The following is a 19,949-nucleotide window of genomic DNA, read 5'->3' as shown; positions in this document are numbered from 1 at the left end:
CATGCCAAAACGTACAGACATAAAGAGCATCCTGATCCTCGGTGCCGGCCCCATCGTGATTGGCCAGGCCTGCGAATTCGACTACTCCGGCGCCCAGGCCTGCAAGGCCCTGCGCGAGGAGGGCTACCGCGTCATCCTGGTGAACTCCAACCCCGCGACCATCATGACCGATCCGGCGATGGCCGACGCGACCTACATCGAGCCGATCAAGTGGGCCACCGTGGCCAAGATCATCGAGAAGGAACGCCCCGACGCGCTGCTGCCGACCATGGGCGGCCAGACCGCGCTGAACTGCGCCCTGGACCTGGAGCGCCACGGCGTGCTGGAGAAGTTCGGCGTGGAGATGATCGGCGCCAATGCCGATACCATCGACAAGGCCGAGGACCGCTCGCGCTTCGACAAGGCGATGAAGGATATCGGCCTGGCCTGTCCGCGCTCGGGCATCGCCCACAGCATGGAGGAGGCCTACGGCGTGCTCGAGCAGGTCGGCTTCCCCTGCATCATCCGTCCGTCCTTCACCATGGGCGGCACCGGCGGCGGTATCGCCTACAACCGTGAAGAGTTCGAAGAGATCTGCGCCCGTGGCCTCGACCTGTCGCCGACCAACGAGCTGCTGATCGACGAGTCGCTGATCGGCTGGAAGGAATACGAGATGGAGGTGGTCCGCGACAAGAAGGACAACTGCATCATCGTCTGCTCCATCGAGAACTTCGACCCGATGGGCGTGCACACCGGTGACTCGATCACCGTGGCACCGGCGCAGACCCTGACCGACAAGGAATACCAGATCATGCGCAACGCCTCGCTGGCGGTATTGCGCGAGATCGGCGTGGAAACCGGCGGTTCCAACGTGCAGTTCGGCATCTGCCCGAACACCGGGCGCATGGTGGTGATCGAGATGAACCCGCGGGTTTCCCGCTCCTCGGCCCTGGCCTCCAAGGCCACCGGTTTCCCGATCGCCAAGATCGCCGCCAAGCTGGCGGTCGGCTACACCCTCGACGAACTGCAGAACGACATCACCGGCGGTCGCACCCCGGCGTCGTTCGAGCCGGCCATCGACTACGTGGTGACCAAGATCCCGCGCTTCGCCTTCGAGAAATTCCCGAAAGCCGATGCCCGCCTGACCACCCAGATGAAGTCGGTCGGCGAAGTCATGGCCATCGGCCGGACCTTCCAGGAGTCGGTGCAGAAAGCCTTGCGCGGCCTGGAAGTCGGCGCCACCGGCTTCGATCCGAAGCTCGACCTGAACGACCCGGAGGCCGACAGCATCCTCAAGCGCGAGCTGACCGTGCCCAGCGCCGAGCGTGTCTGGTACGTCGCCGACGCCTTCCGCGCCGGCAAGAGCGTCGAGGAAGTGTTCGAGCTGACCCGCATCGACGAATGGTTCCTGGTGCAGATCGAGGACCTGGTCAAGGACGAGGAGAAGGTCAAGACCCTCGGCCTGTCCTCCATCGATCGCGAGCTGATGTACAAGCTCAAGCGCAAGGGCTTCTCCGACGCGCGCCTGGCCAAGCTGCTCGGCGTCACCGAGAAGAACCTGCGCAGCCATCGCCACAAGCTGAAGGTACTGCCGGTCTACAAGCGCGTCGATACCTGCGCCGCCGAGTTCGCCACCGACACCGCCTACATGTATTCGACCTATGAGGAAGAGTGCGAGGCCAACCCGTCGAGCCGCGAGAAGATCATGATCCTCGGCGGCGGTCCGAACCGCATCGGCCAGGGCATCGAGTTCGACTACTGCTGCGTGCACGCGGCGCTGGCGATGCGCGAAGACGGCTACGAGACCATCATGGTCAACTGCAACCCGGAAACCGTCTCCACCGACTATGACACCTCCGACCGCCTGTACTTCGAGCCGGTGACCCTCGAGGACGTCCTTGAGATCGTCCGCGTCGAGCAGCCCAAGGGCGTGATCGTCCAGTACGGCGGCCAGACCCCGCTGAAGCTCTGCCGCGCCCTCGAAGAGGCCGGCGTGCCGATCATCGGCACCAGTCCGGACGCCATCGACCGTGCCGAAGACCGCGAGCGCTTCCAGCAGATGGTCCAGCGCCTGAACCTGCGCCAGCCGGCCAACGCCACCGCGCGCAGCGAAGACGAGGCCCTGGCCGCGTCCAAGGCCATCGGATATCCGCTGGTGGTACGCCCGTCCTACGTGCTGGGCGGGCGGGCGATGGAAATCGTCTACCAGGAAGAAGAACTCAAGCGCTACATGCGCGAGGCGGTGCAGGTTTCCAACGACAGCCCGGTGCTGCTCGACCACTTCCTCAACTGCGCCATCGAAGTCGACATCGACGCGGTATGCGACGGCGAGATCGTGGTGATCGGCGCGATCATGCAGCACATCGAGCAGGCTGGCGTTCACTCCGGCGACTCCGCCTGTTCGCTGCCGCCGTACTCGCTGCCGCAGCACATCCAGGACGAGATCCGCGAGCAGGTCAAGAAAATGGCCCTGGAGCTTGGCGTGGTCGGCCTCATGAACGTGCAGATGGCGGTGCAGGGCGAGGATATCTTCGTCATCGAGGTCAACCCGCGCGCCTCGCGTACCGTGCCGTTCGTCTCCAAGTGCGTCGGCGAGTCGCTGGCCAAGGTCGCCGCCCGCGTCATGGCCGGCAAGACCCTGGCCGAGGTCGGCTTCACCCAGGAAATCATCCCGCCGTTCTTCAGCGTCAAGGAAGCGGTGTTCCCGTTCGCCAAGTTCCCCGGCGTCGATCCGATCCTCGGCCCGGAAATGAAGTCCACTGGTGAAGTGATGGGCGTCGGTGATAGCTTTGCCGAAGCCTTTGCCAAGGCTCAGTTGGGGGCCAGCGAGATTCTCCCGACCGCCGGTTGCGCCTTCATCAGCGTCCGCGAAGACGACAAGCCGTTCGCCGCCCAGGTGGCTGGCGACCTGGTCGCGCTGGGCTTCGAAGTGGTAGCCACCGCCGGTACCGCGCGTGTCATCGAGGCCGCAGGCCTGCCGGTGCGTCGCGTGAACAAGGTGACCGAAGGTCGCCCGCACGTGGTGGACATGATCAAGAACGACGAGGTCACCCTGATCATCAACACCACCGAGGGCCGGCAGTCCATCGCTGACTCCTACTCCATTCGTCGAAACGCCCTGCAGCACAAGATCTGCTGCACCACCACTATTGCGGGTGGGCAGGCGATCTGTGAGGCGCTCAAGTTCGGTCCCGAGAAGACCGTTCGGCGTCTGCAGGATCTCCACGCAGGAATCAAGGCATGAGCAAGTTCCCCATGACCGTCCAGGGCGCCCGCGCCCTGGAAGAAGAAGTGAAACACCTGAAGGGCGTGCTGCGCCCGCAGATCAGCCAGGCCATCGCCGAAGCGCGTGAACTGGGCGACCTCAAGGAAAACGCCGAGTACCATGCGGCGCGCGAACAGCAGGGCATGGTCGAGGCGCGTATCCGCGACATCGAGGCCAAGCTGTCCAACGCCCAGGTCATCGATGTCACTGCCATCCCGCACAGCGGCAAGGTGATCTTCGGCACCACCGTCGACATCGCCAACGTCGAGACCGACGAGACCGTGACCTACCAGATCGTCGGCGACGACGAGGCGGATATCAAGGGTGGCAAGATCTCGGTGAATTCGCCGATCGCCCGTGCGCTGATCGGCAAGACCGAGGGCGATGCCGTGCTGGTGAGAACCCCGGGCGGCGACGTCGAGTACGAGATCGTCGAGGTTCGCCATATCTAAGCGCGCTCCGTTGCGCGCAGGCGCGATCAGTTGGCTGCTGGCCCAGACGTTCTGGGTCGGCGGCCTCTGGTTGCTGCAGTTCGTGGTCCTGCCTGCGTTGGCCAAGACCGGACTGGCGCCGTTGCTGGTGGAAACCGTAGCCGCGGCGTTGACGCCGCTGCTGATCGGCTTCGCCGGATTCTGTGCGGTGCTGCAGGCGCTGGTGTTGGTGTCGAGCCACGGGCCGAGGAGCCTCTGGCGAGACCTTCGCGGTCAGCTGTTGCTCGCCGTCGCGCTGCTCTGCCTGGTGTACTTCCTGGTGCGTGGGCTGGCGCCCGAGGCGGTGCGCTGGCTGCTGTTCAACTACCTGGCGGTGGCGATGTGTGGCCTGCTGCTGGTGTTGCAGCCGGTACCGGGGCGGGACGAGGAATACGTCTGAACCAGGTCGGGAAGTTTCCCGACCTTGGTTGGATGGGACATCAGATGCCGGCGAAACGGCTGATGTTCGAGAGATTCTTGTTCGGCTTCGGGTTCTTCCGATAGACCAGCGCCATCTTGCCGATGCTTTGCACCAGGTCGCTGCGCGACTGCGCGCAGAGTTCGTCGAGCAGGGCGCGGCGATCGTCGCGCTCGGCCAGCGCCAGTTTCACCTTGATCAGTTCGTGATCGTTGAGTGCGCGCTCGAGTTCGGCGAGAACGCCTTCGGTCAAGCCGTTCTCGGCTACGATCAATACCGGTTTCAGGTGGTGACCGATAGATTTGAACTGTTTCTTCTGCTCTTGAGTGAGCGCCATAATCAGACCCCTGGGAAAAAGTCGTCTATTTTACCCCAGTTTTAGTCCAAGTGATGCTGCCCCCGCCGACCGGGGGTGCCCGAAGAGGTATTCCGTGGCCCGCTCCAAAACCAGCCAGCGTTGGCTGAAAGAACATTTCGACGATCCCTACGTGAAGATGGCCCAGCGCGATGGCTATCGCTCGCGCGCCAGCTACAAGCTGCTGGAGATCCAGGAGAAGGACCGCATCCTGCGTCCGGGCATGACCGTGGTCGACCTGGGCGCCGCGCCGGGCGGGTGGTCGCAGGTCACCAGCCGGGTGATCGGCGACCGCGGCCGGCTGATCGCTTCGGACATCCTCGAGATGGACAGCATCCCCGACGTCACCTTCATCCAGGGCGACTTCACCGAGGACGCGGTGTTCGCGCGGATCCTCGAGGCGATCGGCGACCATCCGGTAGACCTTGTGATTTCCGATATGGCCCCCAATATGAGTGGAGTGCGGGCCGCCGACCAGCCGCGCGCCATGTATCTCTGCGAACTGGCGCTGGACCTGGCCGGCCGTGTGCTGCGGCCGGGCGGCGATTTCCTGATCAAGATCTTCCAGGGCGAAGGTTTCGACCAGTACCACAAGCAGGCCCGGGAAATGTTCGACAAGGTACAGATGCGCAAGCCCCTGTCGTCGCGTGATCGTTCGCGGGAACAGTATCTGCTCGCACGCGGCTTTCGCGGGGAATAGACTGGAATGATTGACCCTATAGCCTGTCTATTGGTCGATGACCTGTTGTGCCGGGACGGGCGAGGGTTCATAAAGGGTTACAGACAACGCCTGCGTGCGCGGGCGCTTGTGTAGTACTTTTGGCCGGAAGGAGTCTGGCCGTCGTGTGAAGCGGTTTCCAGGACGGAGCCGGCTTCAGAGGGTAGTCAATTGAACGACATGGCAAAGAATCTGATTCTGTGGCTGATCATCGCGGCGGTACTGGTGACCGTGATGAACAATTTCTCGAGCCCGAGCGAGCCACAGACGCTGAACTACTCGGACTTCATCCAGCAGGTCAAGGATGGCAAGGTCGAGCGAGTGACCGTGGATGGCTATGTCATCACCGGCAAGCGTAGCGACGGCGATACCTTCAAGACCATCCGCCCGGCGATCCAGGACAACGGCCTGATCGGCGACCTGGTCAACAACAACGTCGTGGTCGAGGGCAAGCAGCCCGAACAGCAGAGCATCTGGACCCAGTTGCTGGTCGCCAGCTTCCCGATCCTGGTGATCATCGCCGTCTTCATGTTCTTCATGCGCCAGATGCAGGGTGGCGGCGGCGGTCGCGGCGGCCCGATGAGCTTCGGCAAGAGCAAGGCGCGCCTGCTGTCCGAGGACCAGGTCAAGACCACCTTCGCTGACGTCGCCGGCTGCGACGAGGCCAAGGAGGAGGTCAGCGAGCTGGTCGAGTTCCTTCGCGATCCGGGCAAGTTCCAGCGCCTGGGCGGCCGTATCCCGCGCGGCGTGCTGATGGTCGGCCCGCCCGGCACCGGCAAGACCCTGCTGGCCAAGGCCATCGCCGGCGAAGCCAAGGTGCCGTTCTTCACCATTTCCGGTTCCGACTTCGTCGAGATGTTCGTCGGCGTGGGCGCTTCCCGTGTCCGCGACATGTTCGACCAGGCCAAGAAGCATGCGCCGTGCATCATCTTCATCGACGAGATCGACGCCGTCGGCCGCCATCGCGGCGCCGGCCTGGGCGGTGGTCACGACGAGCGCGAGCAGACCCTCAACCAGTTGCTGGTGGAGATGGATGGCTTCGAGATGAACGATGGCATCATCGTCATCGCTGCCACCAACCGTCCGGACGTTCTGGACCCGGCGCTGCTGCGTCCGGGTCGCTTCGACCGCCAGGTGGTGGTCGGCTTGCCGGATATCCGCGGGCGCGAACAGATCCTCAAGGTGCACATGCGCAAGGTGCCGCTGGGCGACCATGTCGATCCTGCCGTCATCGCCCGCGGTACGCCCGGTTTTTCCGGCGCCGACCTGGCCAACCTGGTCAACGAGGCTTCGCTGTTCGCCGCGCGCTCCAACAAGCGCATCGTCGACATGCGCGAGTTCGAGCTGGCCAAGGACAAGATCATGATGGGCGCCGAGCGCAAGACCATGGTCATGTCCGAGAAGGAGAAGCGCAACACCGCCTACCACGAAGCCGGCCACGCCATCGTCGGTCGCCTGGTGCCGGAGCATGACCCGGTCTACAAGGTGTCCATCATTCCGCGCGGACGCGCCCTGGGCGTGACCATGTTCCTCCCCGAGGAAGATCGCTACAGCCTGTCCAAGCGCGCGCTGGAAAGCCAGATCTGCTCGCTGTTCGGCGGCCGTATCGCGGAAGAGATGACCCTCGGCTTCGAAGGCGTCACCACTGGCGCTTCCAACGACATCATGCGTGCTACCCAGTTGGCGCGAAACATGGTGACCAAGTGGGGTCTGTCCGAGAAGCTCGGCCCGCTGATGTACGCGGAGGAGGAGGGCGAGGTGTTCCTCGGCCGTAGCGCCGGCAGCCAGCACGCCAATGTGTCGGGCGAGACCGCCAAGATGATCGACCAGGAAGTCCGGCGCATCATCGACGACTGCTACGGTACCGCCAAGCGACTGCTCGACGAGAACCGCGACAAGCTGGAGATGATGGCCGACGCACTGATGAAGTACGAAACCATCGACTCCGACCAGATCGACGACATCATGGCCGGTCGCGTGCCGCGCGAGCCGCGTGACTGGCAGGGTGGTTCGGGTACCGGCACCCCGCCGGCCAACCTGGAAGAGTCGGGCCGCCGCGAGAACACCCCTCCCATCGGTGGGCCGGCCGGCGAGCACTGAGAGCCCTGAATGAGCAATCCGCAATACCCGACCCGACTGCCTTGCGGCAGTCGGGTTCTTGATTTGGCCCGCCCACATGTCATGGGCATCCTCAATGTCACCCCCGATTCCTTTTCCGATGGCGGCCGTTACGACCGGCTGGACGATGCCCTGCGGCATGCCGAGCGCATGGTGCGGGAAGGCGCAACGCTCATCGACGTCGGCGGCGAGTCGACCCGTCCCGGTGCGCGCAGCGTTTCTCCGACGGAGGAGCTGGAGCGGGTCGCTCCGGTAGTCGAACGCATCGCTCGCGAGCTGGACGTCGTGATTTCGGTGGATACCTCCACGCCCGCGGTCATGCGCGAAACTGCGCGTCTCGGAGCGGGTCTGATCAACGACGTCCGTTCGCTGCAGCGCGACGGTGCGCTGGATGCTGCGGTGGATAGCGGCCTGGCGGTCTGCCTCATGCACATGCGTGGAGAACCGCAGACCATGCAGGATGCGCCTGCCTACCAGGATGTGGTGGCGGAAGTCGGCGCGTTCCTGCAGGAGCGTGTGAATGCCTGCGTGGCGGCCGGAATCGACCGCGAGCGGCTGTTGCTGGATCCGGGTTTCGGTTTTGCCAAGACACTGGAGCACAACCTGGTGCTGTTCAGGCATCTGCAGGCACTCCATGGCCTGGGCTTGCCGTTGTTGGTCGGCGTTTCGCGCAAGAGCATGATCGGCAAGGTACTGGGGCGGGAGGTGGACGAACGCCTCTACGGCAGCCTAGCTCTGGCGGCCCTGGCGCTGGCCAAGGGCGCACGGATAATTCGAGTGCATGACGTGGCGGCGACCGTCGACGTGATGCGAATGATCTCCGCCGTTGAAATGGCGGATTGAGCACGGAAGACAAAAGATGAGCAGAAAATACTTCGGGACTGACGGTATCCGTGGTCGTGTTGGCGAGTTTCCGATTACTCCGGACTTCGTTCTCAAGCTGGGCTGGGCGGTGGGCATGGCCTTCCGCCGGCAGGGCAACTGCCGGGTCCTGATCGGCAAGGACACGCGCAGCTCGGGTTACATGTTCGAGTCGGCCTTCGAGGCGGGGCTCTCCGCTTCCGGCGCCGATACCCTGTTGCTGGGACCGATGCCTACCCCCGGCATCGCCTACCTGACGCGGACTTTCCACGCCGAGGCCGGGGTGGTGATCAGCGCTTCGCACAATCCCCACGACGACAACGGCATCAAGTTCTTCTCCGGGCAGGGGACCAAGCTGCCGGATGACGTCGAGCTGATGATCGAGGAACTGCTCGATGCGCCGATGACCGTGGTGGAGTCCGCCCGTCTCGGCAAGGTTTCGCGGATCAATGACGCGGCGGGGCGCTACATCGAATTCTGTAAGAGCAGCGTGCCGACCAGCACCGACTTCAACGGTCTCAAGGTCGTGCTCGACTGCGCCAACGGCGCTACCTACAAGATCGCTCCCAGCGTCTTCCGGGAACTGGGCGCGGAAGTGACGGTGCTGGCGGCCAGCCCGAATGGCCTGAACATCAACGACAAGTGCGGTTCCACTCACCTGGATGGCCTGCAGGCTGCGGTGGTCGAGCACCATGCCGACCTCGGCATCGCCTTCGACGGCGACGGCGACCGGGTGATGATGGTCGACCATACCGGTGCGGTCGTGGATGGCGACGAACTGCTTTTCCTCATCGCGCGCGACCTGCAGGAAAGCGGGCGCCTGCAAGGCGGTGTGGTCGGCACCCTGATGAGCAACCTCGGCCTGGAGCTGGCTTTGCAGGAACTGCATATCCCGTTCGTGCGGGCGAAGGTCGGCGATCGCTATGTGATGGCCGAACTGCTGGCTCGGAACTGGATGCTGGGAGGGGAGAATTCGGGGCATATCGTCTGCTGCCAGAACACCACGACGGGCGATGCCATCATCGCGGCGCTACAGGTGCTGATGGCGCTCAAGCATCGCGGCCAGACCCTGGCCGAGGCGCGCCAGGGGATTCGCAAGTGCCCCCAGGTGCTGATCAATGTGCGCTTCAAGGGCGAAAACGATCCGCTCGAGCACCCCTCGGTGAAGGAGGCCAGCGTCCGCGTCACCGAGCAAATGGGCGGGCGCGGTCGTGTCCTGCTGCGCAAATCCGGCACGGAGCCGTTGGTCCGGGTGATGGTCGAGGGCGACGAGGAAGCTAGCGTTCGTGCCCACGCCGAACAGCTGGCAAAAATTGTTTCTGAGGTATGTGCTTGATTTTGCTTGCCAGTCTGGAAACTGTTGAGTAACATCTGCGCCCACTTTGCCCCGCGAGGTACAGCATGCGTCGACCCTTGGTGGCCGGTAACTGGAAAATGCACGGTACGCATTCCAGTGTGGCCGAGTTGATCAAAGGCTTGCGTCAGCTGGCGTTGCCGAGCGGAGTCGATGTAGCTGTGATGCCGCCTTGCTTGTTCATCAGCCAGGTCATCCAGGGCCTGGCCGGCAAGGCGATCGATGTAGGTGCGCAGAACAGCGCCGTCGAGCCGATGCAAGGCGCGCTGACCGGTGAGACTGCTCCCAGTCAGTTGGCGGATGTCGGTTGTAGCATGGTCCTTGTAGGCCACTCGGAGCGTCGCCTGATTCTCGGCGAGAGTGACGAGGTTGTGAGTCGCAAGTTTGCCGCGGCTCAGTCGTGCGGCCTGGTGCCGGTGCTGTGTGTCGGGGAGACCCGGGTGGAGCGCGAGGCGGGCAAGACGCTGGAGGTTGTCGCAAGGCAGCTGGGAAGCGTGATCGACGAGTTGGGTGTTGGAGCTTTTGCTCGCGCAGTCGTGGCTTACGAGCCGGTCTGGGCGATCGGGACCGGGTTGACCGCGTCCCCCGCGCAAGCCCAGGAAGTGCACGCGGCGATCCGCGCGCAACTGGCAGCGGAAAATGCCGAGGTCGCAAAAGGTGTGCGACTCCTTTACGGCGGCAGTGTAAAGGCGGCAAGTGCAGCCGAGTTGTTCGGCATGCCGGATATCGATGGGGGGCTGGTAGGTGGAGCCTCCCTCAATGCGGATGAGTTCGGCGCGATCTGTCGTGCCGCGGGAAGCTGAAGATGCTGGAAAAGGTCGTAATTGTCGTGCATCTGCTGATGGCATTGGGTCTTGTTGGCCTGATCCTCGTTCAGCATGGCAAGGGTGCGGATGCAGGGGCTTCTTTCGGTGCAGGTGCTTCGGCAACTGTTTTCGGAAGCCAAGGTTCCGCTACCTTTTTGAGTCGGATTACTGGTATACTGGCAGCGGTTTTTTTCTTGACCAGCCTTGGCTTAGCGTACTTCGCTAAAGAAAAGTCTGATGCTCTGCAACACATCGGACTGCCGGATCCGGCAGTTCTGGAGCAGAAGCAAGAGAAAGCACCGGCCGCTGACGATGTGCCGGTTCTTCAGGAGCAGTCCAAGCCTGCGGAAAGTGCGGGCGATGTACCGGCGGCTCCTGAACAGAAGTAAGAGAAAGGTTTCTGCCGAGGTGGTGGAATTGGTAGACACGCTACCTTGAGGTGGTAGTGGCCATAGGCTGTAGGGGTTCGAGTCCCCTCCTCGGTACCATATAAGCAAGCCCCGTCCTGCGGGGTTTGTCTCCGCAAGGTTCGGTTGACCCATCAGGGTGTCGGTCGTATAATCTTGCACCAGCTTTGACGCGGGGTGGAGCAGTCTGGTAGCTCGTCGGGCTCATAACCCGAAGGTCGTTGGTTCAAATCCAGCCCCCGCAACCAGTTTTTCAGGGCCCCTTTTTAGGGGCTTTTTGTTAGCTGGACAGTCCATGCCACGGTTCCGAGTGGCAATTTAGGGATGGGCGTTTCGCCCATTTTTTGTTTCTACGACATACGCGAGGCGATCAGGTGTCGAGCAAGCTAGAACAGTTGCAGGCCTTGCTGGCCCCTGTGGTCGAGGCGCTCGGCTATGAGTGCTGGGGCGTCGAGTTCATTTCCCAGGGTCGTCATTCGGTGTTGCGCGTCTATATCGACCGCCCCGAAGGCATCCTCATCGATGACTGTGAAGCCGTCAGTCGGCAGGTCAGCGGTATTCTCGACGTCGAAGACCCGATCAGCGGCGAGTACACCCTGGAGGTGTCCTCTCCGGGCATGGATCGGCCGCTGTTCACCCTCGAACAGTTCGCCAAGCATGCCGGCGAGCAAGTGAAGATCAGGCTGCGTTCGCCCTATGAGGGGCGGCGTAACTACCAAGGCATTCTCCGTGGTGTGGAGGAGCAGGATGTGGTGGTCCTGGTGGACGATCACGAGTACCTGCTGCCGATCGATTCGATCGACAAGGCCAACATCATTCCCCGTTTTGATTGAGACGCGAATCCGCGGATCCAATGGATTGAAAGGCGAGGCGTACAATGAGCAAAGAAGTACTGCTGGTTGTTGAGTCGGTATCCAACGAAAAGGGCGTACCGGCCGGCGTGATTTTCGAGGCGCTGGAGCTGGCTCTGGCGACCGCCACCAAGAAACGTTTCGAGGACGAGGTCGACCTGCGCGTCGAGATCAATCGTCATAACGGCAGCTACGAGACTTTCCGTCGTTGGCACGTCGTCGCCGACGAGGACTACCAGGACCCCGCCACCGAGATCACCGTCGAGGACGTCCAGGAGCAGAAGCCGGGCGCGAAGGTCGGCGAGGTCATCGAAGAAAAGATCGAATCCATCGAGTTCGGCCGCATCGCTGCGCAGACTGCCAAGCAGGTCATCGTGCAGAAGGTCCGCGAGGCCGAGCGCGCCCAGGTGGTCGATGCCTACCGCGAGAAGGTCGGCGAGATCATTTCCGGTACCGTGAAGAAGGTCACCCGCGACAACGTCATCGTCGATCTCGGCAACAACGCCGAGGCGCTGCTGGCCCGCGACCAGATCATTCCGCGCGAGACCTTCCGCGTTGGCACCCGCGTGCGTGCCCTGCTGAAGGAGATCCGTACCGAGAACCGCGGTCCTCAACTGGTCCTGTCGCGTACCGCGCCGGAAATGCTGATCGAGCTGTTCCGCATCGAAGTACCGGAAATCGCCGAGCAGTTGATCGACGTGATGGCCGCCGCCCGTGACCCGGGCTCGCGCGCCAAGATCGCCGTTCGTTCCAAGGACAAGCGCATCGACCCGCAGGGCGCCTGCATCGGCATGCGCGGTTCGCGCGTCCAGGCGGTATCCGGCGAGATCGGTGGAGAGCGGGTGGACATCGTCCTGTGGGACGACAACCCGGCGCAATTCGTGATCAACGCCATGGCTCCGGCCGAGGTGGCGGCGATCATCGTCGACGAGGATACCCATACCATGGATATCGCCGTCGCCGAGGACAATCTGGCGCAGGCTATCGGCCGCAGTGGCCAGAACGTCCGTCTGGCCAGCCAGTTGACCGGCTGGACCCTGAATGTGATGACCGAGGCGGATATCCAGGCCAAGCAACAGGCCGAGACCGGGGATATCCTGCAGCGCTTCGTCGACGAGCTGGATGTCGACGAGGAACTGGCCCAGGTACTGGTGGAAGAGGGCTTCACGACTCTTGAGGAAATCGCCTACGTACCGATGGAAGAGATGCTCAGCATCGATGGCTTCGACGAAGACATCGTCAACGAGCTGCGCTCCCGTGCCAAGGATCGCCTGCTGACCAAGGCCATTGCGACCGAAGAGAAGCTCGCCGACGCACAACCGGCAGAAGACCTGCTCAGCCTCGATGGCATGAGCAAGGAGCTGGCCCTGGACCTGGCGCTGCGTGGCGTAACCACCCGTGAAGATCTGGCCGAGCAATCGATCGACGATCTGCTCGACATCGACGGCATGGACGAAGAGCGTGCCGGCAAGTTGATCATGGCCGCCCGGGCCCATTGGTTCGAGTAAGCAGTCGCGGCCTGAGGAGAGAAGTGCATGACGCAAGTCACGGTGAAAGAACTGGCCCAGGTGGTCGACACACCGGTGGAGCGCCTGCTGCTGCAGATGCGTGACGCAGGTCTGCCGCACACCAGTGCCGAACAAGTTGTAACGGATAGCGAGAAGCAAGCCCTGCTGACCCACCTGAAAGGCAGCCATGGCGATCGCGCCAGCGAGCCGCGCAAGATCACCCTGCAACGCAAGACCACTACCACGCTGAAAGTGGGTGGCAGCAAGACGGTGAGCGTCGAAGTTCGCAAGAAGAAAACCTATGTCAAGCGCAGCCCCGACGAGATCGAGGCCGAGCGCCAGCGCGAACTCGAGGAGCAGCGCGCGGCGGAAGAGGCGGAGCGTCTGAAGGCCGAAGAGGCCGCTGCCCGCCAGCGTGCCGAAGAGGAAGCGCGCAAGGCCGAGGAAGCTGCGCGTGCCAAGGCTGCCCAGGAAGCAGCGGCTACTGCCGGTGCCGAGCCTGCCGTGGTGGCGGATGTCGCGGTTGCCGAACCAGTGGCCAAGCCTGCCGCCGTGGAAGAGCGCAAGAAGGAAGAGCCGCGCCGCGTGCCCAAGCGTGACGAGGACGATGACCGCCGCGACCGCAAGCACACCCAGCACCGTCCCTCGGTCAAGGAGAAGGAAAAGGTTCCTGCTCCGCGCGTGGCTCCACGCAGCACCGACGAGGAAAGCGATGGTTACCGTCGCGGCGGTCGTGGTGGCAAGTCGAAGCTGAAGAAGCGCAACCAGCACGGGTTCCAGAACCCGACAGGACCGATCGTGCGTGAAGTGAACATCGGTGAGACCATCACCGTAGCCGAGTTGGCCGCCCAGATGTCGGTCAAGGGTGCCGAAGTCGTCAAGTTCATGTTCAAGATGGGCTCCCCGGTGACCATCAACCAGGTCCTGGACCAGGAGACCGCCCAACTGGTCGCCGAAGAGCTGGGCCACAAGGTCAAGCTGGTCAGCGAGAACGCGCTGGAAGAACAACTGGCCGAGTCCCTGAAGTTCGAAGGCGAGGCGGTCACCCGCGCGCCGGTCGTCACCGTCATGGGCCACGTCGACCACGGCAAGACCTCGCTGCTCGACTACATCCGTCGCGCCAAGGTCGCCGCGGGCGAGGCCGGTGGCATCACCCAGCATATCGGTGCCTACCACGTCGAAACCGAGCGTGGCATGGTGACCTTCCTGGATACCCCCGGCCACGCCGCGTTCACCGCGATGCGTGCCCGTGGCGCCCAGGCGACCGACATCGTGATCCTGGTGGTCGCGGCCGACGACGGCGTCATGCCGCAGACCCAGGAAGCCGTGCAGCACGCGAAAGCGGCGGGCGTGCCGATCGTGGTCGCGGTGAACAAGATCGACAAGCCCGAGGCCAACCCGGACAACATCAAGAACGGCCTGGCCGCTCTCGACGTGATCCCGGAAGAGTGGGGCGGCGACGCTCCCTTCGTCCCGGTTTCGGCGAAGCTCGGTACTGGCGTCGATGAACTGCTCGAAGCGGTCCTGCTGCAGGCAGAAGTGCTCGAACTGAAAGCCACTCCGTCGGCCCCGGGCCGTGGCGTGGTGGTCGAGTCGCGCCTGGACAAGGGACGCGGCCCGGTGGCCACCGTGCTGGTCCAGGACGGTACCCTGCGCCAGGGCGACATGGTGCTGGTCGGCATCAACTACGGTCGTGTCCGCGCCATGCTCGACGAGAACGGCAAGCCGATCAAGGAAGCCGGCCCGTCGATCCCGGTCGAGATCCTCGGCCTGGACGGTACGCCGGATGCCGGTGACGAGATGACCGTGGTCGCCGACGAGAAGAAGGCCCGCGAAGTCGCCCTGTTCCGTCAAGGCAAGTTCCGTGAGGTGAAACTGGCGCGAGCCCATGCCGGCAAGCTGGAAAACATCTTCGAGAACATGGGCCAGGAAGAGAAGAAGACCCTGAACATCGTCCTCAAGGCCGATGTGCGCGGTTCGCTCGAGGCTCTGCAAGGCTCGCTCAGCGGCCTGGGCAACGACGAAGTGCAGGTCCGCGTGGTCGGTGGCGGCGTCGGTGGCATCACCGAGTCCGACGCCAACCTGGCGCTGGCTTCCAACGCGGTGCTGTTCGGCTTCAACGTGCGCGCCGACGCCGGCGCGCGCAAGATCGTCGAAGCCGAAGGTCTGGATATGCGTTACTACAACGTGATCTACGACATCATCGAGGACGTCAAGAAGGCCCTGACCGGCATGCTCGGCAGCGACCTGCGGGAGAACATCCTGGGCATCGCCGAGGTGCGCGACGTGTTCCGCTCGCCGAAGTTCGGCGCGATCGCCGGCTGCATGGTCACCGAGGGCATGGTGCACCGCAACCGTCCGATCCGCGTGCTGCGCGACGACGTGGTCATCTTCGAAGGCGAGCTGGAGTCTCTCCGTCGCTTCAAGGACGACGTCGCCGAAGTGCGTGCCGGCATGGAGTGCGGCATCGGCGTGAAGAGCTACAACGACGTCAAGGTCGGCGACAAGATCGAAGTGTTCGAGAAGGTCGAAGTCGCACGCAGCCTTTGATGGCGAGTGCGTAACCACAGCGCCCGGGCCGGCTTCCAGCTGTCCCGGGCGTTTGTCGCTTTTTTTTCCAGTGGCCGGGTGTCGCTGGAGGCAGGTTGAAAAATGGCAAAAGACTACAGCCGTACCCAGCGTATCGGCGATCAGATGCAACGCGAACTGGCTCAACTGATCCAGCGCGAGATCAAGGACCCGCGCCTGGGCCTGGTCACCATCACCGGTGTCGAGGTCAGCCGCGACGTGGCGCACGCCAAGGTGTTCATCACCGTCATGGGCCAGGACGATGCCGGCAAGATCGCCCTGAACATGGAAATCCTCAACGACGCCGCCGGCTACCTGCGCATGCTGCTGGGCAAGTCGATGAAGCTGCGCAGCGTGCCGCAACTGCATTTCCACTACGACGAAAGCATCCGCCGCGGCGCCGAGCTGTCGGCGCTGATCGAGCGTGCGGTGGCCGAAGACGGCCGCCGCCACGGCGACGAGACCGAGGACTGAGCGTGGCCCAGGTGAAGCGTATCCGCCGCTCCATCAGCGGCATCCTGGTGCTCGACAAGCCGCGCGGCATGAGTTCCAACCAGGCACTGCAGAAAGTCCGCTGGCTGCTCAATGCCGAGAAGGCCGGCCACACCGGCAGCCTCGACCCACTGGCCACCGGGGTGCTGCCGCTGTGCTTCGGCGAGGCGACCAAGTTCTCCCAGTATCTTCTCGATGCCGACAAGGGTTACGAGACGGTGATGCGCATGGGCATCACCACCACCACCGGCGACGCCGAGGGCGAACTGCTCGCCGAGCGGGACGTGACCGTCGGTCGGGACGATCTCGAACAGGCCCTGCCGCGCTTCCGTGGCGACATAGAGCAGGTGCCGCCGATGTACTCGGCGCTGAAGAAAGACGGACAGCCGCTGTACAAGCTCGCCCGTGCAGGAGAGGTAGTGGAGCGCGAGGCGCGTTCTGTTACTATTACGCGCCTGGATTTGCTCTCCTTCGAGCCGCCCTGTGCGACCCTGGCCGTTTCCTGCAGCAAAGGCACCTACGTGCGTACGCTGGTGGAAGATCTCGGCCAGGTCCTGGGCTGCGGCGCGCACGTCGCGGCACTGCGGCGGACCCAGGCCGGGCCGTTCGCCCTGGCCCAGGCGATCACCCTCGAGACGCTCGAACGCGTGCATGCCGAAGGTGGTCCGGAAGCGCTGGACCAATTCCTGATGCCGGAAGACAGCGGCCTGTTGCATTGGCCGGTGTTGCAGTTGTCCGAGCACAGTGCGTACTACTGGCTGCACGGGCAGCCGGTGCGGGCCCCGGAAGCGCCGAAGTTCGGCTGGCTGCGGGTGCAGGATCACACAGGTCGTTTCATCGGTATCGGTGAAGTGACCGACGACGGGCGTATCGCCCCGCGTCGACTGATTCGGTCATAAGACCGATACGAGGGTGGCTGTCAGCAGGCACGGTCATTCCTCCTTTTAAAACACGGGAAGCGATTCCCGGCCTGTTCACTCAGAGGAAGCCCATCATGGCACTGAGCGTTGAAGAAAAAGCGCAGATCGTTAACGAATACAAGCAAGCTGAAGGCGACACCGGTTCCCCGGAAGTGCAGGTAGCCCTGCTGTCCGCCAACATCAACAAGCTGCAGGATCACTTCAAGGCCAACGGCAAGGATCACCATTCCCGCCGTGGTCTGATCCGTATGGTTAACCAGCGCCGTAAGCTGCTGGACTACCTGAAGGGCAAAGACGTGTCTCGCTACACTGCCCTGATCGGCCGTCTGGGTCTGCGTCGCTAAGCGACGCCGGTCGGCAGCTTGAAGCAAGGAGCTGGAAGTCTGGCGTCGATACCCGCACACGAGGCGGGTATCGGCGTCGGGCTTCCAGCTTCGCGCTTTCTAGGAATCGATTCGGGTCCGACTCCCGGCATTCCACCGATTTCCCCCAAGGCAACATAGAAGGTAAAGACACCGTGAACCCGGTAACCAAGCAATTCCAGTTCGGTCAGTCGACCGTCACTCTCGAGACCGGCCGTATCGCTCGCCAGGCCACCGGCGCCGTACTGGTCACCATGGACGACGTCAGCGTGCTGGTCACCGTGGTCGGCGCCAAGTCGCCGGCCGAAGGCCGCGACTTCTTCCCGCTGTCCGTGCACTACCAGGAAAAGACCTACGCCGCAGGCCGTATCCCCGGCGGTTTCTTCAAGCGTGAAGGACGTCCTTCCGAGAAGGAAACCCTGACCTCGCGCCTGATCGACCGTCCGATCCGTCCGCTGTTCCCCGAAGGTTTCATGAATGAAGTGCAGGTCGTCTGCACCGTCGTTTCCACCAACAAGAAGTCCGATCCGGACATCGCCGCGATGATCGGTACCTCCGCCGCCCTGGCGATCTCCGGCATTCCGTTCGCCGGCCCGATCGGCGCCGCCCGCGTCGGTTTCCACCCGGAAATCGGCTACATCCTCAACCCCACCTACGAGCAACTGCAGAGTTCCAGCCTCGACATGGTCGTGGCCGGTACCGAAGACGCCGTGCTGATGGTGGAGTCCGAGGCCGACGAACTGACCGAAGACCAGATGCTCGGTGCCGTGCTGTTCGCCCACGACGAGTTCCAGGCGGTGATCCGTGCCGTCAAGGAGCTGGCCGCCGAAGCTGGCAAGCCGGCCTGGGACTGGAAAGCCCCGGCGGAAAACACCGTGCTGGTTAACGCCATCAAGGCAGAGCTGGGCGAAGCGATCTCCCAGGCCTATACCATCACCATCAAGCAGGACCGCTACAACCGTCTGGGCGAGCTGCGCGATCAGGCCGTGGCCCTGTTCGCCGGCGAGGAAGAGGGCAAGTTCCCGGCTTCCGAGGTCAAGGACGTATTCGGCCTGCTGGAATACCGCACCGTTCGCGAGAACATCGTCAACGGCAAGCCGCGTATCGACGGTCGTGACACCCGTACCGTGCGTCCGCTGCGCATCGAAGTCGGCGTGCTCGGCAAGACCCACGGTTCCGCGCTGTTCACCCGTGGCGAAACCCAGGCCCTGGTCGTCGCGACCCTCGGCACCGCGCGCGATGCCCAGTTGCTGGATACCCTGGAAGGCGAGCGCAAGGACGCCTTCATGCTGCACTACAACTTCCCGCCGTTCTCGGTAGGCGAGTGCGGCCGCATGGGCAGCCCGGGTCGTCGTGAAATCGGCCATGGCCGTCTGGCCCGTCGTGGCGTCGCCGCCATGCTGCCGACCCAGGACGAGTTCCCCTACACCATTCGCGTGGTTTCCGAGATCACCGAGTCCAACGGTTCCAGCTCGATGGCCTCCGTGTGCGGCGCCTCCCTGGCGCTGATGGATGCCGGTGTGCCGGTCAAGGCGCCGGTCGCCGGTATCGCCATGGGCCTGGTCAAGGAAGGCGAGAAGTTCGCCGTCCTGACCGACATCCTCGGTGACGAAGACCACCTGGGCGACATGGACTTCAAGGTTGCCGGTACCGACAAGGGCGTCACCGCCCTGCAGATGGACATCAAGATCAACGGTATCACCGAAGAGATCATGGAGATCGCCCTGGGCCAGGCCCTGGAAGCTCGCCTGAACATCCTCGGCCAGATGAACCAGGTCATCGCCAAGCCTCGCGCCGAGCTGTCTGAGAACGCCCCGACCATGCTGCAGATGAAGATCGACTCGGACAAGATCCGCGACGTCATCGGCAAGGGCGGCGCGACCATCCGTGGTATCTGCGAAGAGACCAAGGCCTCGATCGACATCGAGGACGATGGCAGCGTGAAGATCTACGGCGAAACCAAGGAAGCCGCCGAGGCCGCCAAGCTGCGCGTCCTGGCGATCACCGCGGAAGCCGAGATCGGCAAGATCTACGTCGGCAAGGTGGAGCGCATCGTCGACTTCGGTGCCTTCGTCAACATCCTGCCGGGCAAGGACGGCCTGGTGCATATCTCGCAGATCAGCGACAAGCGCATCGACAAGGTCACCGACGTGCTGCAGGAAGGCCAGGAAGTGAAGGTCCTGGTGCTCGACGTGGACAACCGTGGCCGCATCAAGCTGTCGATCAAGGACGTGGCTGCCGCCGAAGCTTCCGGCGTGTAAGTCGAGTCGTGATCGATGAAAACAGGGCCCTCGGGCCCTGTTTTCGTTTCCGCGACACGCTTCTCGGCGAAGGGGGTGAATCCTTGCATTTTGCAAGCCCTGCCATCGCCAATTCGGCATTCTGCAACCGTCTCGCTTCCGACCTGTTTTTTAACCTATTGTTTTTAAAGGATTTTATTTTAGAGGAAAACTGGCACAGCGCTTGCGATATCTACTATGCAACTGACGCCAGGAAT

The 19,949-nt window shown here is 63.2% G+C and carries 17 protein-coding genes and 2 tRNA genes; 18 read left to right on the top strand and 1 reads right to left on the bottom strand.

Annotation, left to right across the window (positions count from 1 at the left end; genetic code table 11):
* Position 1 precedes the first annotated feature (1 nt).
* The 3 genes from carB to ACI766_RS25805 are packed head-to-tail and all read left to right on the top strand — an operon-like array spanning position 2 to position 4,114.
* Complete coding sequence (carB, locus tag ACI766_RS25815; RefSeq protein ID WP_003095207.1) at positions 2-3,223, top strand: carbamoyl-phosphate synthase large subunit; 3,222 nt, start codon at positions 2-4, stop codon at positions 3,221-3,223.
* Entirely contained in the window at positions 3,220-3,696 is a 477-nt protein-coding gene (gene greA / locus ACI766_RS25810; protein WP_003095206.1) for a transcription elongation factor GreA, read from the top strand. The genes carB and greA overlap by 4 nt, the downstream gene beginning before the upstream one ends.
* A 10-nt stretch (positions 3,697-3,706) precedes the next feature.
* Entirely contained in the window at positions 3,707-4,114 is a 408-nt protein-coding gene (locus ACI766_RS25805; protein ID WP_003100510.1) for a DUF4149 domain-containing protein, read from the top strand.
* A 40-nt stretch (positions 4,115-4,154) separates the two neighbouring features.
* Here the strand turns inward: ACI766_RS25805 and yhbY are convergent, their stop codons facing one another.
* Positions 4,155-4,469 (bottom strand): ribosome assembly RNA-binding protein YhbY, encoded by a 315-nt coding sequence (gene yhbY / locus ACI766_RS25800; RefSeq protein WP_003095204.1) that lies wholly within the window; start codon positions 4,467-4,469, stop codon positions 4,155-4,157.
* A 94-nt stretch (positions 4,470-4,563) separates the two neighbouring features.
* Here yhbY and rlmE point away from each other — a divergent pair, with 94 nt between their 5' ends.
* The 15 genes from rlmE (at position 4,564) to pnp (ending at position 19,713) form a co-directional block, all read left to right on the top strand.
* Positions 4,564-5,187 carry a 23S rRNA (uridine(2552)-2'-O)-methyltransferase RlmE gene (rlmE, locus tag ACI766_RS25795; protein WP_003095202.1) on the top strand — a complete coding sequence of 208 codons (624 nt, stop codon included), beginning with the start codon at positions 4,564-4,566 and terminating at the stop codon, positions 5,185-5,187.
* A gap of 198 nt (positions 5,188-5,385) precedes the next feature.
* On the top strand, positions 5,386-7,305 hold the full coding sequence (ftsH, locus tag ACI766_RS25790) for an ATP-dependent zinc metalloprotease FtsH (protein WP_003095200.1): 1,920 nt from the start codon (positions 5,386-5,388) through the stop codon (positions 7,303-7,305).
* Between the two features lie 9 nt (positions 7,306-7,314).
* Entirely contained in the window at positions 7,315-8,166 is an 852-nt protein-coding gene (gene folP / locus ACI766_RS25785) for a dihydropteroate synthase (RefSeq protein WP_003121077.1), read from the top strand.
* 16 nt (positions 8,167-8,182) lie between these two features.
* A complete protein-coding gene (glmM, locus tag ACI766_RS25780; protein WP_003095196.1) occupies positions 8,183-9,520 on the top strand; it encodes a phosphoglucosamine mutase in 1,338 nt (445 codons plus the stop codon).
* Between the two features lie 65 nt (positions 9,521-9,585).
* Positions 9,586-10,341, top strand: coding sequence for a triose-phosphate isomerase (gene tpiA / locus ACI766_RS25775; RefSeq protein WP_024929037.1), 756 nt, complete (start codon positions 9,586-9,588; stop codon positions 10,339-10,341).
* A 2-nt stretch (positions 10,342-10,343) separates the two neighbouring features.
* A complete protein-coding gene (gene secG / locus ACI766_RS25770; RefSeq protein ID WP_003095194.1) occupies positions 10,344-10,733 on the top strand; it encodes a preprotein translocase subunit SecG in 390 nt (129 codons plus the stop codon).
* Between the two features lie 13 nt (positions 10,734-10,746).
* Positions 10,747-10,832, top strand: a tRNA-Leu gene (locus ACI766_RS25765).
* A gap of 90 nt (positions 10,833-10,922) precedes the next feature.
* A tRNA-Met gene (locus ACI766_RS25760) sits at positions 10,923-10,999 on the top strand.
* Positions 11,000-11,125: 126 nt separating this feature from the next.
* Positions 11,126-11,584, top strand: a complete 459-nt coding sequence (gene rimP / locus ACI766_RS25755) for a ribosome maturation factor RimP (RefSeq protein WP_003095193.1) — start codon at positions 11,126-11,128, stop codon at positions 11,582-11,584.
* Between the two features lie 44 nt (positions 11,585-11,628).
* On the top strand, positions 11,629-13,110 hold the full coding sequence (nusA, locus tag ACI766_RS25750; RefSeq protein ID WP_003095192.1) for a transcription termination factor NusA: 1,482 nt from the start codon (positions 11,629-11,631) through the stop codon (positions 13,108-13,110).
* 27 nt (positions 13,111-13,137) lie between these two features.
* A complete protein-coding gene (gene infB / locus ACI766_RS25745) occupies positions 13,138-15,660 on the top strand; it encodes a translation initiation factor IF-2 (RefSeq protein ID WP_003113908.1) in 2,523 nt (840 codons plus the stop codon).
* A 102-nt stretch (positions 15,661-15,762) separates the two neighbouring features.
* Positions 15,763-16,152 carry a 30S ribosome-binding factor RbfA gene (gene rbfA / locus ACI766_RS25740; RefSeq protein WP_003095188.1) on the top strand — a complete coding sequence of 130 codons (390 nt, stop codon included), beginning with the start codon at positions 15,763-15,765 and terminating at the stop codon, positions 16,150-16,152.
* Between the two features lie 2 nt (positions 16,153-16,154).
* Positions 16,155-17,069 (top strand): tRNA pseudouridine(55) synthase TruB, encoded by a 915-nt coding sequence (gene truB, locus ACI766_RS25735; RefSeq protein WP_003100522.1) that lies wholly within the window; start codon positions 16,155-16,157, stop codon positions 17,067-17,069.
* Positions 17,070-17,164: 95 nt separating this feature from the next.
* Positions 17,165-17,434 (top strand): 30S ribosomal protein S15, encoded by a 270-nt coding sequence (rpsO, locus tag ACI766_RS25730; protein ID WP_003095184.1) that lies wholly within the window; start codon positions 17,165-17,167, stop codon positions 17,432-17,434.
* A 173-nt stretch (positions 17,435-17,607) separates the two neighbouring features.
* On the top strand, positions 17,608-19,713 hold the full coding sequence (gene pnp / locus ACI766_RS25725; protein ID WP_003095181.1) for a polyribonucleotide nucleotidyltransferase: 2,106 nt from the start codon (positions 17,608-17,610) through the stop codon (positions 19,711-19,713).
* Positions 19,714-19,949 lie beyond the last annotated feature (236 nt).

Origin of the sequence: Pseudomonas sp. DL, from assembly GCF_047199225.1 — a bacterium.
GTDB classification, from domain to species: domain Bacteria; phylum Pseudomonadota; class Gammaproteobacteria; order Pseudomonadales; family Pseudomonadaceae; genus Pseudomonas; species Pseudomonas aeruginosa.
This window is presented reverse-complemented; position numbering and strand designations above follow the sequence as displayed.